12 protein-coding genes are annotated in these 12,946 nt (G+C 39.4%); 8 read left to right on the top strand and 4 right to left on the bottom strand.

The features are described 5' to 3' along the window. Window positions 1-196: 196 nt before the first annotated feature. Entirely contained in the window at window positions 197-625 is a 429-nt protein-coding gene (locus QS795_RS12660) for a DUF2946 domain-containing protein (protein ID WP_154638103.1), read from the top strand. Window positions 626-806: 181 nt separating this feature from the next. Further along, window positions 807-2,849, top strand: a complete 2,043-nt coding sequence (locus QS795_RS12655) for a TonB-dependent copper receptor (RefSeq protein WP_286271407.1) — start codon at window positions 807-809, stop codon at window positions 2,847-2,849. 71 nt (window positions 2,850-2,920) lie between these two features. Here QS795_RS12655 and QS795_RS12650 read toward each other — a convergent pair whose 3' ends face one another. Beyond that, the gene (locus QS795_RS12650; protein ID WP_154602491.1) at window positions 2,921-3,805 is read right to left on the bottom strand and encodes a helix-turn-helix domain-containing protein; all 885 of its coding nucleotides are present in this window, start codon (window positions 3,803-3,805) and stop codon (window positions 2,921-2,923) included. Window positions 3,806-4,767: 962 nt separating this feature from the next. On the opposite strand from QS795_RS12650, the gene QS795_RS12645 reads away from it, so the two are divergent. After that, a complete protein-coding gene (locus QS795_RS12645) occupies window positions 4,768-5,022 on the top strand; it encodes a helix-turn-helix domain-containing protein (protein ID WP_154602492.1) in 255 nt (84 codons plus the stop codon). Window positions 5,023-5,528: 506 nt separating this feature from the next. Here QS795_RS12645 and QS795_RS12640 read toward each other — a convergent pair. Both QS795_RS12640 and QS795_RS12635 read right to left on the bottom strand, forming a co-directional pair. After that, window positions 5,529-6,170, bottom strand: a complete 642-nt coding sequence (locus QS795_RS12640) for an NAD(P)-dependent oxidoreductase (RefSeq protein WP_286271411.1) — start codon at window positions 6,168-6,170, stop codon at window positions 5,529-5,531. Between the two features lie 274 nt (window positions 6,171-6,444). Continuing rightward, window positions 6,445-7,422, bottom strand: coding sequence for an FUSC family protein (locus QS795_RS12635; RefSeq protein WP_286271412.1), 978 nt, complete (start codon window positions 7,420-7,422; stop codon window positions 6,445-6,447). Window positions 7,423-7,646: 224 nt separating this feature from the next. On the opposite strand from QS795_RS12635, the gene QS795_RS12630 reads away from it, so the two are divergent. Next, a complete protein-coding gene (locus QS795_RS12630; protein WP_286271413.1) occupies window positions 7,647-8,267 on the top strand; it encodes a malonate decarboxylase holo-ACP synthase in 621 nt (206 codons plus the stop codon). Window positions 8,268-8,354: 87 nt separating this feature from the next. Here QS795_RS12630 and QS795_RS12625 read toward each other — a convergent pair whose 3' ends face one another. Continuing rightward, on the bottom strand, window positions 8,355-8,984 hold the full coding sequence (locus QS795_RS12625) for a glutathione S-transferase family protein (protein WP_154602498.1): 630 nt from the start codon (window positions 8,982-8,984) through the stop codon (window positions 8,355-8,357). 433 nt (window positions 8,985-9,417) lie between these two features. On the opposite strand from QS795_RS12625, the gene QS795_RS12620 reads away from it, so the two are divergent. The 4 genes from QS795_RS12620 (at window position 9,418) to QS795_RS12605 (ending at window position 12,884) form a co-directional block, all read left to right on the top strand. Further along, window positions 9,418-9,975 carry a cytochrome b gene (locus QS795_RS12620; protein WP_286271416.1) on the top strand — a complete coding sequence of 186 codons (558 nt, stop codon included), beginning with the start codon at window positions 9,418-9,420 and terminating at the stop codon, window positions 9,973-9,975. Between the two features lie 13 nt (window positions 9,976-9,988). Further along, window positions 9,989-10,567, top strand: coding sequence for a YceI family protein (locus QS795_RS12615; RefSeq protein WP_036952050.1), 579 nt, complete (start codon window positions 9,989-9,991; stop codon window positions 10,565-10,567). Between the two features lie 260 nt (window positions 10,568-10,827). Further along, window positions 10,828-11,601, top strand: coding sequence for a topoisomerase IV (locus tag QS795_RS12610; protein WP_154602499.1), 774 nt, complete (start codon window positions 10,828-10,830; stop codon window positions 11,599-11,601). A 203-nt stretch (window positions 11,602-11,804) separates the two neighbouring features. Continuing rightward, the gene (locus QS795_RS12605; RefSeq protein WP_286271418.1) at window positions 11,805-12,884 is read left to right on the top strand and encodes a linear amide C-N hydrolase; all 1,080 of its coding nucleotides are present in this window, start codon (window positions 11,805-11,807) and stop codon (window positions 12,882-12,884) included. Window positions 12,885-12,946 lie beyond the last annotated feature (62 nt).

The following is a 12,946-nucleotide window of genomic DNA, read 5'->3' as shown; positions in this document are numbered from 1 at the left end:
CTTTATTATTTCAAAGGTGTCATTGCAAGCTCTCACCTATGAATAACCTATTATGATTAACCAATAAAATAAGAAACAAGATCCATTTCAATTAAGTATTTAATGCTTAACAATAATGTCAAAAAACAATAACAATAAGCCTCTTATTACGATACAATCTGCGCCCATCTATAGGCTATGAAACACCGGAAAACCGTTGCATTTACGTCACGCGATTCGACAATTTGCCGCTTACCTTGCCTTACTCGCTGTAGCGATGCTGTTCGTTGCGCCATTGATTTCAAAATCAATGTCACATATGAACGACTGCTCAATGGGGCATGGGGAAATGGCGGAGCATTCGATGCAGCAGCATCACGAAATGCCATTGTCTGAACATTGCGAAGATGGCGGTGCGATGAACCATATGCTGATGACGGGAGTCGGGCAATCACCGATGGAAGACATCGCGTGTGGTTACTGCCAACTACTTGTTCACTTCCCATTTTTGATTTTATTTGTTGCTGCGGTGATCCGCCAATTAGCAACTCTCGCTATCTTTGTTCCTTTCGAACGTTGTATTCAATTACGAATTATCCGTCCTTGGTCATTACAGCTAGCTCGCGCACCACCCACATCCTATTGATTCTTATTTCTTTATTTAACGTAATTTAAAACTGTATTTTGTCTTCAATGGACAAAACCACTTCGTTTATCCTGAAATTGAGCTTCATTTTCAGGAGGCTAGCCTATTTTTAAAAAGAAGCCGAGTGGTTATTAATTCATTGAGCCAATAGCAGTAAGAAACAGATAAAAATAGGCTAAAAATGAACTCAATTAATTTTAAATTCGCACCTGTAACTGCGCTGGTGATTTCGGCTATCGCATCAACATCCGCTTTCGCTAAAGAAGAAAATCAAAGTTTAATTACCGATAGTTCGGTCATGATTGTCACGGCTCCTGTGGACTCGCCGTTAACTATTTCGACATCGCCGAAAACCCCAAGACAGCCAGTACCCGCGAGTGATGGCTCTGATTACTTGAAAACGATCCCCGGTTTTTCCCAAATCCGTAACGGTGGTACGAATGGTGACCCTGTTTTTCGCGGCATGTTTGGTTCCCGTCTTAAGATCATGACGAATGACAGTGAAATGTTGGGTGCGTGTCCTTCCCGTATGGATGCGCCGACGTCTTATATTTCACCGGAAAACTTTGATTTGCTCACCATGGTGAAAGGGCCACAAACCGTATTATGGGGGCCTGGAAATTCAGCGGGTACTGTGCGTTTTGAGCGAGAAAAGCCTGTCTTTACGGAGGGCGGCATTCAAGGGAATGCGAGTGCATTGACAGCATCAAATCAGCGTTGGGATGCGAATGCGGATGTGAGTTTAGGACATGAGAAAGGTTATGTACGCCTGACTGGCAATAAATCTCGTTCTAATGACTATAAAGATGGTAATGGAGACAAAGTACCGTCTAAATGGGATAAATGGAATGCGGACGTTGCAGTAGGCTGGACGCCAGATGAATATACATTACTCGAGCTCTCCGCAGGGAAAGGTGATGGTGAAGCGCGATATGCAGGACGAGGAATGGATGGCTCTCAATTCAAGCGTGAAAGCTTAGGATTACGTTTCGAGAAAAGCAATATCGGTGAGGTATTCGATAAAATCGAAGGGAATGTCTATTACAACTACGCCGACCATATTATGGATAACTACTCATTACGTAGCCCAACGAGCACAATGGGATCAGGTGGCGGACATATGGGCGGCGGTCATGGCGGGCACGGCATGATGATGAATATGCCAATGAAAATGCGTGTTGACCGCGAGACGATGGGCGGCCGGGTCATGGGAACGTGGTTATGGAGTGATTATGAACTGCGCGCTGGGGCAGACATGCAGACCAATAAACACCGTAAAAACAGTAATAATAGCTGGAAAAAAGATGCCGAATTCCAAGATTATGGGGTATTCAGTGAGGTGACTTGGACGGCGAGTGAGCAAGGTAAAGTGATTGGCGGCGGGCGTTTAGACCGCGTATTAGTCGATAATTACACTGATGTAGGCTCTTCAGGCCGCAATACAGTTATGCCAGCGGGTTTCGTTCGCTATGAACATGCATTACCTGAAACGCCAGTGATGCTGTACGCCGGAGTGGGGTATACAGAAAGATTCCCAGATTATTGGGAGTTATTCTCGCCAAAAATGGGGCCGAACGGCAGTAAAAATGTTTTTGATAACGTGAAAACCGAGAAAACAACACAGTTAGATATTGGGGCGAAATACAGTGATGATAAGGCTAATGCATGGGTTTCTGCTTATGTCGGGCGCGTCGATGATTTTATTCTATTCCGCTATAGCCCAACTAACGCCAGAATGAGCCAAGTTGAAAACGTCAATGCGATGATTATGGGCGGTGAAATGGGCGTCGCTTATCAGCTGAGTGATGAATGGAAAGCGGATGCAAGCCTTGCATATTCGTGGGGGAAAAATAGAACTGATGGACGTGCACTGCCTCAAATGCCACCGTTGGAAAGCCGTTTAGGCTTAACGTGGGAGAAAGGTGATTGGACAACGACGGGGCTGGTACGCATGGTGAGTCGCCAAGATCGCGTAGCAATCAACGAAGGTAACGTTGTCGGAAAAGACTTCAGTGAGAGCGCGGGCTTTACGGTATTTTCGATGAATGCGGCATATCGCATCAATGAAAGCGTGAAACTGAGTGCGGGTGTCGATAACCTGTTTGATAAAACGTACAGCGAGCACTTGAACTTAGCAGGTAATAGCGGATTTGGTTATTCGTCCAATAGCCCTGTTAATGAGCCGGGTAGAACATTCTGGGGTAAATTGAACGTCACGTTCTAATCTATTTAGCACTGAATGAAGCTAACAACCCGTGTAAAAGCGGGTTGTTAGCTTTTAGGCAATCACAGGAACTATGCAATCACAGGAATATAGTAATTCAGTTCTTGGATGTAGGTATGAGGGTGGTTAGTAAAATCCTCATAAGTTGGCGTTGATTTTAAAACATAATGTTCAATATCAGCCCCTAAACCGCGAGCAATATCCATCTCGGCCAGGACTTTTCCATAAGCGGTATAAATGATGTCGTTATAGTCAGTGCCTTGTAAATTACCGATAAATTTAATTTGCAAATAATTACCAGCGGGAACCATCAGTTTTTTAGTAAATGGTGGCATGACGTCAAGATCGTTTTCATCAAATGCAGTGGAATAGAGGAAGCGGCCTTCTTCATCTGAGCTTGTATCGACTCCGTGAATAGCATACAAGTTTTTGGCAACAATCTTGTTTTTATCTAAAAAGTTTTTCCAATACTGGCGTCGTAACTCTTCAGTTTTTAAGTTCCACTCGTTAATGCCTTGTGTGTAGCGATGAGTCATTCCCACTAAGTGGATCTCTTTTAATTCGACTAATTCCACGTGAGCTTCGAGTTCTTTACTTTCACGAAGAGGAAGGCAGAATCCTTCAATATGCCAGCCTGAGCGTTTACGATATTCTGAAGGCGTTACACCAAACTGTTTCTTGAATGCACGACAAAAAGTTTGTTGTGAATCAAAACGATAGCGTAGTGAAATGTCCATGATACTATCGCTTGTTAAGCGTAAAGCAACAGCAGAACAGGATAAACGACGAGCACGAATATAAGCACCTAACGCGAGACCTGTTTGGGTTTTAAATAATCGTTGAAAGTGCCATTTAGTGTATCCAGATTTATCAGCAACGGTATCAAGGGAGAGCCGCGACTCTAAATTTTGTTCTATCCAGAGAATGATTTCTCTGATAACACTTTCTTGTAGCATGGTTACCTTTCCAGTCACTTTTGCAACGGGCGTTATTTTAAGCGCCAAATCTGAGCATTAAAGTTAGATAAAACTCATCGTAATTGAACATAGGATAGCATGTCTACTGACAATTTTTTTATAAGCAATGTGAAGTTAGGTAAGTTTTAATCGGTTTTTTACACACTAAATGATGGTTAGTTAGCTTATTAAACAGAGATAACGTATTAGGAATACGCTGAATTTTTGATAGCCTACAACGCATTTTTTGTTAAATCAGTTGTTGTGCAAAGAAAATACTATTCATAAAAATAGAATAAAAGTGATTAACGAATGAATAGATTTAAAGCAAACATTCAATAGGTTACTCGATTCAGTTTGTGTGAGTATAATTCAATCATCATCCATTAATATTCATATTTTGTATGACAAAATGGATTATTTGGGAAAGGTTAAATAAATGATAAAAAATTATTCTGATAGTGATAGATGATTTAGTCAGTTATTATTATGATATAGCTTGTTGTTAAGTGAATAAGTCATTAGTAGATGATTTAAAATATAAGAATAAATTTAAGTATATAAACGTAAGCTATCATTATTTGAAAAAAGTTAAGATAATCCTTGATCATTGTTTTTGTGATTTTGTAATATAGCTCATGTCGTAGGTCATCATTAAATGAGTAATTAAATTTTACGTCATTAATTGATAGGCATAATAAGTAAATATACACAGGTATTAATCTGAATTTTATGTGATTACTATCACTCTTTTATTTTTATATTACATGGATTATTGGTTTTATTTGTAATTTAAATCAACCAATTGCAGTTTTAAGTGAAAAATATCTATTTATGAATGTCACTAAATGATGTGATGTATGTCGCGTTTTATTAACGTAAGTCAATTAATTAAACTTGGTGTGATGATAATTTAGCTGCCCTCATAATTGGTATTTAATCTAATAGTAAAAGGAGTATTTATGAATGAAAATGAAATTGCGAAAAAGCTAGGGATTAAGATCCGTATGCAAAGAGAGAGTCATAAAATGAGTCTTCAGCAAGCGGCCGATTTAATTGGTGTTTCTGAAGATGAAATGAATCGTTTCGAGAGTGGAGAAAGCTGTATTGACGTTGATTCTCTTTTTCAATTTGCCTATTTATTTAACTTGGAACCTGCATCATTCTTATATGGTGTTGTGAACATAAATAGCGGCGCTCGCAGTACACTTCATTAATAATATCAGTGTGTTATGTTCTTGTTTATTTGTCTTTTAAAGGTTAATTATCACTAGGAAAGTAAAAGATTTTCCATTTTCGACACCGTTTTGATAAAAGAGACTCCATGAATTTAATCGTCTGACCGGAAGAAATTATCTGTTTTACTATTATAGGTTGTTTCTTCCGGCTTAATACGCTGGTTTTAGATTATGCCTGCATGCAATTTTTACACATAACAATTATCTATTATGAATAATCTCATAAAGCTTATCAAAGTTATCGAATCTAAGAATTAAATAAAACTCCAGTCTCAATTTGAATTAATATCGCACAGAGTTAAATTATATTTATGGATAAATTTAAATAATAATAATCTTAGTTTAATTATTTATAAGTTAATGGTCATATTTTTATACGAGAATATACGAACATTTATTAAACGTTAATGATTGTATTACTTTTTATGTTAAACAAATAAATGGATACATTTAGTCATGATTTACTCGTAATCCATTTGTTAGTATTAATAAGCAGCTGTAAACTGCTGACGAATAAATTGTGGCCGCTCTACCTCATCTAATATTGCCACCGCTAAATCCTGAACAGATATTTTTGCGGGGGTATTGCCGTTCATTAATAGCTGTTTTCCTCCAAGGCGAAATGTTTCTGTCCGCGCGCCATCTTCAAGCATTGCAGCAGGAGAAACAAACGTCCAATCTAAGCTATCGATTGATTCCAACGTCGTTTTAAATTCTTTGACAGCTTGAGCTCCGGGCCAGATATTGGCTGGAAAATCGGGGGAGTCGAGCAATAAAACACCTGGAGCGATTTCTAAGCTTCCAGCACCACCAACCACGATAAATCGTTTTATGCCTGCTTTTTTCACAGCCTCTAAGATTGCTTGGTTACCTGCAACTGTATCACGGTACAGATTAGGGTTACTCCATCCACCATTAAATGCACTAAGCACCACATCTTGACCTTTAAGCCGAGATGTTAGCCAAGCCACATCCATAATATCTCCGGATTCAGTAATTAAATGGGCATGTTGAGGAAGCTGATTGCTGTGACGAGAAATCGCAGTGACTTGATGATGACGCATTAAGGCTTCAGAAACCAATGCTTTACCGACAAAACCAGTCGCTCCTAGGATCGATATTTTCATGTTTAGCTCCAGCTGCCTTTTCATTTGTCAGGTTTAATGAATGTTAATGAAAGTATAGAGCATGAAAATTTATTTTGTTGTTTTTTATCTAAACTCGAGAGCGACAAAAATCAATCACATGGGCGATCCTTTGCTGAAATTCGGGTGTCAGGCCAGCTGGGGAAAGCCCTAATGAAATTTGCCGTAATGGTTCAGCTATCGTCATAGAGGGGCATATTTCCGGTGCAGTTTGCTCTTCGATTGGCTTTGGTGAGTGATATACCTCCGAATAGTGTTAGCTTTCTGGGCTTTTTTCTCTAAATAGTTTCAAGATAATACTGGTAATGATAGCGATAGCTCCACCTAAGGCAGTTTCAAGAACGCGATCAAACAATAATGTATAAACAGGGTGACGCCAATAAACCACTTGTTCAAGAACCGAGAGTATTAGGCTGGTGACGACAAAAGTCATAAAGGTATAGCCGTGATGAAAGCTCATTGGCAGCAAAAAGGCGAAAACTAAAATAGCCACTAGACCAATATAAGGCATCAACGGGGTATTAAATAATAAGAATAGGAATAACACGGAAATTAAACTACCCGCCACCCGTTGAAGCGTAATGCGCACAATACTTTCAGATTTTGGGTGCAATACAAACACGAAAGTCAGTAGTGTCCAATAAAAATGCCCTAGGTCTACCATCCGGGGGATAGCCAAAGTTAATAGTAATCCAATGGTATAGGTCATTGACCGTGGAATAATATTTTTACGTAGAGTAAATAGATTTTTTTCCACAGTAAGTGGCGTAATAATGGAATGGCGAGTCATTTTGTGGCTGAGAAAATAATAGGTGAGCAAGGTGACGCTACTGCCAATTAAAAAACCTAAGGTCAGGCTTTTCGATACTTCAGGCAAGATTGTGCCAATAGTGGACATGATAATCATGAATTTCATGGTTAAGTCCATGATCGGATCTGTGCCATAGAGCTGATAATAGATAAATGAGAATATAGCCAGATAAATATAAAACCCAGTCCCCAAGCGTAGCGTATCGCCAATATAGATAGCGACTAAAATCATGGATAGCCAAAAAGCGGTATAGAGGTAATTTTTATATTCTTTAGCGGCGTTAAATAGGTTAAATGAGTAGAGTGTCGAAAATGCTGCCCACATGGCGGCCTGAACGTCGATCAGTGCGAGTGCGGTGAGGGCACTTAAAACTAAGCAGCTGCTGAACAGTATTCCGTCATGGATAGCAGGGATTTTCTTCATATTAAGATGCTCAAAATTCGTTATCTAACTCTTTAATTATTAAGAGTATTCTATGATAACATATTGCTATTTGAAGACAAATTTCCTCCATCAATAACCTATGAATCTTTGTTTTTGATGAGATAAATAAAGATGTTGATTATGCGTGAATGTATTCATCTATCTGAAAAAATGCATAATAGCGCAGAACGAGAGCAATTTGTCGTCATGATAAGGAAGAATAAATGCAAATAATTAATCCCCATGATTTTGTTTGGGTTGGTAGTAATAACGATGTCCCTCTTGATACTCTGCCGGAATGGGTTCAAACGCAGTGGAACAGTAAACTACCCCTTATTGTGCACCGAGAAAAAGCCGGTGAAAGCCAATTAACCGTGGCTATTCGTGGTATTAAGCCCCATCAGCGTGTGACGACCCAAATTTCAAAATCTGCCATTACGCACATTATGAATGTGGAATCTTTAGTGTCGAATTCCATTGAATTGCAACGTTCGATGTTTATTGCGTTACCGCCTATCCAAGTTTTGTTACTAATTTCTCAGCACAATTGGCCTTGGAAATGGGGTGTGACGGGTAGCTGCGCTTATACATTGGCGACGGATATTCAAAGTATGCTGACAGATTGCGATCTAGATGTTGTGATCCGCTGCCCAACTCGACAGCAAAAAGAAGATTTTGCGCAATTTGCGATTAAAGCGAATACGCCATATTGCCCAATTGATATTCATGTGGAAACACCGAAAGGCGGATTTTCTTTAGCGGAATGGTTTAAAAATGACCAAGTAACGCTGCACACCCCAACGGGGGATGTGATGACTGCCGATCCTTGGGATGAAAGCATCTAGGTGATTTGTGACCGAAATAAGCAGTTTGGGTCGATTTCTTACTCAAACTGCTCAAAAATTAATTTTGATGCTCGTACAGGTGTTTTTTTAGTGTTCGATAGACGGCTCGATTTCTGCAGCACGTTTCCACTCTTGCATCGCCGGTAATGCAATAATGCGTTCAATCCATTGTTGAGCGTGTTCATTGACTTTTAATTGGTAGCTTTGAATACGAAATGCTACTGGTGCAAAAAATGCATCGACGGCAGTAAAGTGTTTTCCTGCTAACCAAGGCCCTTCAAACTTATCAAATCCTTCCTGCCATAATTGCTGAATGCGATTTAAGTTTCCTTGTAGCTCATGGGATATTTCAGTGAGAGCTTCATTTCTTGTCACATTCATCGGGCACTGTTGGCGTAGTGCAGAAAAACCTGCGTGCATTTCAGCGCTCGCGCAGCGAGCCCAGGCTCTCGCTGATTTTTCAGTGGGCCAAACTTGAGGGAAATCTTCGGCAACATATTCACAAATTGCCAAAGAGTCCCAAATGGTTTTATCACCATCAATCAGGCATGGCACTAAGCCTGAAGGTGAAAAACGGCTAAATTTTTCATGGCTACTTTTACCATTTTCGAAGAAGCAAATATTCTCTTCAAAAGGGATTTGCAATGCTTTTAACAAGATCCAAGGTCTTAGAGACCATGAGGAGTAATTTTTATTGGCAATCCATAATGTATACATACGCTAGCCTCTAAGAATAAAGAAAAAACAACCCATAGACAGAGCATCAATTTAGCAGGAATAGAGAAAATTAGGTTAATTTATTCGTTGAAATAAAAATCTTGCCTACCTATTTTAGAAAAGCTGAACTACATTTATAACAAATTCATCTATCATATTATGATGAGCAATAAGAAAATCAGCAGATTAAATAATCACAGACGTTATTAGGTGTAATCTATTTACATAAACAGAAGATTCTTTATTAAAGGTTTACGCTTGTAATAAGAAAAATAGAATTCACCTATTTTTCATCATGATGATGATACTATTTGAATATCTTCGACAAAATATTTGTTTAACTTTGGGATAGGAATAAAGCCAGATTAACCTTATGATTATTCCTACTTGGTAAAACAAGTAATTACCTTTAAAACTATATGGTTTTTAAACTATGCAATGGAAAAATAACGCCACTCGTTATGGGCATCTTTCGCTGCTCATTCATTGGTTGGTCGCAATTGTCGTATATGGAATGTTTGCATTAGGCTTATGGATGGTGTCATTAGGCTATTATGACACCTGGTACCATCAAGCTCCTGAAATACATAAAAGCATAGGAATGTTGCTATTCTTTATCATGCTTTTTCGTGTGGTTTGGCGATTTATTTCTCCACCACCTAAGCCGTTATCGAGCTATAGCAAATTAACGAAATTTGCTTCAATTACGGTTCAGATTTTAATTTATATTATTTTATTCTCTATTTTGATCAGCGGTTATTTAATTTCAACTGCGGATGGACAAGCAATAAGTGTATTTGGTTGGTTTGAAGTGCCTGCATTATTTACAGGTGCAGCAGAACAAGCGGATACAGCAGGTGAAATTCACCTTTATTTAGCTTGGGCTGTTGTTTTGTTATCTGTTTTGCATGCATTTGCAGCTTTAAAACACCATTTCTTTGATGGTGATATTACTTTAAAAAGAATGTTGGGTTTTAATCCCGATAAATAACGTGGAGAGAGTTATGTTGAAGAAATCTATTTTAGGTCTTGCTGCGGGTACTTTATTATTATCAGCAGGATCTGCACTGGCAGAAAACTATCAATTTGATAAACAAGGCCAACACGGTTTTATTGAGTTTCGTATCCAGCATTTAGGCTACAGCTGGTTATACGGTAGCTTTAAAGATTTTGATGGTAACTTTACTTACGACGCGAAAGATCCGGCGAAAGATAAAGTTGAAGTGACGATTAAAACTGGCAGCATCGACACTAACCACGCAGAGCGTGATAAGCATTTACGTAGCCCAGATTTCTTAAATGCAGCAAAATTCCCAGAAGCGAAATTTGTTTCTACAGAAGTGAAAAAAGAGGGTGATAAATACCTCGTAACGGGGGACTTCACCTTAAACGGCGTGACGAAACCAATCACTTTAGATGCGAAATTAACGGGTGAAGGTAAAGATCCTTGGGGTGGCTACCGCGCAGGCTTCGAAGCGAAAGGGAACATTAAACTGAAAGAGTTTAATATCAAATCTGATTTAGGCCCTAAATCTCAAGAAGTTGAATTAATGCTGTCTGTTGAAGGTGTTCAAGTTAAGTAATTCGTATTTTTGAAATACTTTCCTTCGATTTTTCAAAACCGCAGAGACTGAAATATGTGTCTGCGGTTTTTTCATTCTAAATACTCATTAGAACTGTTAATTTTCTGCTTTTTTCTTCGCATTTACTCTTATTCCTATAGCGATATATCCGCATTCACGACTAGAATAATGATAAGAGTTTATTATTGAGTATTGGTTTTTTGGCTTTTGTTGTTAACAACAAATTGTTAAAAGACAGATTGTTAAAAGGCAGATTCACTTTGAATACAAACAGTTCACGCAAAATCGCAGTAGTCGTTAGCATCATTTTTATTATCTTTGCGCTGGGTTTTTACTGGTTAAGTAAAGACAACAACGTACTATCGACGGAAAGTAATAGCGAAATTCATTCAGAGGCCATTGCTCAAGTTGAGAAAGAACTGCCGATTTTAGTCACGATTAAAAAATTAAGCCCTGTCACTTACCAGAGCTTCGAGCCTTTAATGTCTCAATATGATCCAGCTAATGAAGATTTACGTCGTCAATTATTGGATCAGGTTGTGAGCCAATCAATGAAGCTTGTCGTTGAGCGTATGCCTTATGCTTCCGATGAAACAGTGATTAATTTTGTCGCTAAAGTGAACGACAATATCAAGTCATTGTTAGAGCAAGATCCATCAGGAAAAATGTGTTACGACGCGCTATTCCCTCAGTTAAGGGATCCTGCGGATGTCATTCCGCCACAAAAAAGCCAAGATGTCTTATTAAAACAAGTGAGTGCGATCGATGCTTTGTTGATTTCCAGCGAAGCTAGCGAGAAGCGTACCTCGTTATCTGAAGAAGAGTATCAGGCATTAATGGACTCTCTGAGAATCAAATTAACGGAAAAATACGGGAATGACGTCACCATGCTGATTGATGTGAAGGCCGGAAAAAAATCACCTGCAACAGTTTGCCAAATTTCGATTAGCTTGTATGACTCCGCACTGAATATTCCTGACAATCAGAAAAAAGCGGCATTATTACGCTCATGGTTTTCTGCAAAGAAAAAATAATAGCGGGCTGCTAATCCATTTCTTTAATAGGATTAACTCATTGGAAAACGTAAACAGTTTGATTGAGTTAATCCTTGTTGCATTTTGTTTCAATATCCATCCTCTAAAAACACGCTGAAAACGATATACTGTCTAATATAAATAATGGTTATTTATTCGTGCAGCTTATCTGCGCTACTTATTCAATACCCTTTGGAGGCAAGATGCGATTTGTGAAGAAAAGCATTGTTACGCTCTTAACCATCGCTGTAATTTATGTTCCTGCCATGGTTTCTCAGGCTTGTACCCGTGTCGTATATCTCGGGGAAGACCAACAAATCATGACCGGTAGAACCATGGATTGGAAATATGATGTGGGTACCAATTTATGGATTTTCCCGCGAGGCATGGAACGAAATGGCGCGGCAGGGCCACAATCACTCAAATGGAAATCCAAATACGGTAGCGTGATAGCGTCAGGTTACGATATTTCTACGACAGATGGCGTTAATGAAAAAGGGTTAGTAGCAAACTTACTCTGGCTCGCCGAATCGAAATATCCTGAGTTAGATAATAAAAAGCCCGCACTGTCTATTTCGCTATGGGCGCAATATATGCTGGACAACTATGCCACGGTTGAAGAAGCCGTTGCCGCATTAGAAAAAACGCCATTGATAGTCGCGACTGACAAGGTTCCGGGACAAAATCGCTTAGCGACTCTGCATTTATCCCTGTCTGATGCGAGCGGTGATAGCGCGATTATCGAATATATCGATGGCAAACAAGTCATTCATCATAGCCGTAAATATCAAGTCATGACTAACTCACCAGCTTATGAAAAGCAGTTAGCGATGCAAGAGTATTGGCAAGGTATTGGTGGCACGGTAATGCTACCGGGAACCAACCGCTCAGCGGATCGTTTCGCACGAGCGCAGTTCTACATCAATGCTATCCCACAAAAAACGACGCCAAATAAAGCGGTTGCCAGTGTGTTTGGGGTGATCCGAAATGTGTCCGTCCCCTACGGTTTAACGTCGGAAACGTCCCCAGAGATCTCTTCTACCCGTTGGCGCACACTGGTTGACAGCAAGCGTCAACTCTATTTCTTTGAATCTGCTTTAACGCCAAATATTTTTTGGACGGACCTAAAGAAAATTGATTTTTCCAATGAAACCGGAAAAGTGAAAAAATTAGATCTCGGTGAAGAGCAAAGCCATATCTATTCGGGTGATGCGACTACGCAATATGTGGATACCAAACCGTTTGAATTTTTAGGGCTGAGTGCAGAGCAGTTAGGCTACTAAGTCGAAGATTCCGAATTCAACCTCCTGTGCGCAGGAGGTTGATGCACATCAACTCATTCATT

This window comes from Providencia zhijiangensis (genome assembly GCF_030315915.2).
Taxonomy (GTDB): domain Bacteria; phylum Pseudomonadota; class Gammaproteobacteria; order Enterobacterales; family Enterobacteriaceae; genus Providencia; species Providencia zhijiangensis.
Note: the sequence above shows the minus strand (reverse complement) of the source record. Positions and strands in the feature narration are given on the sequence as shown.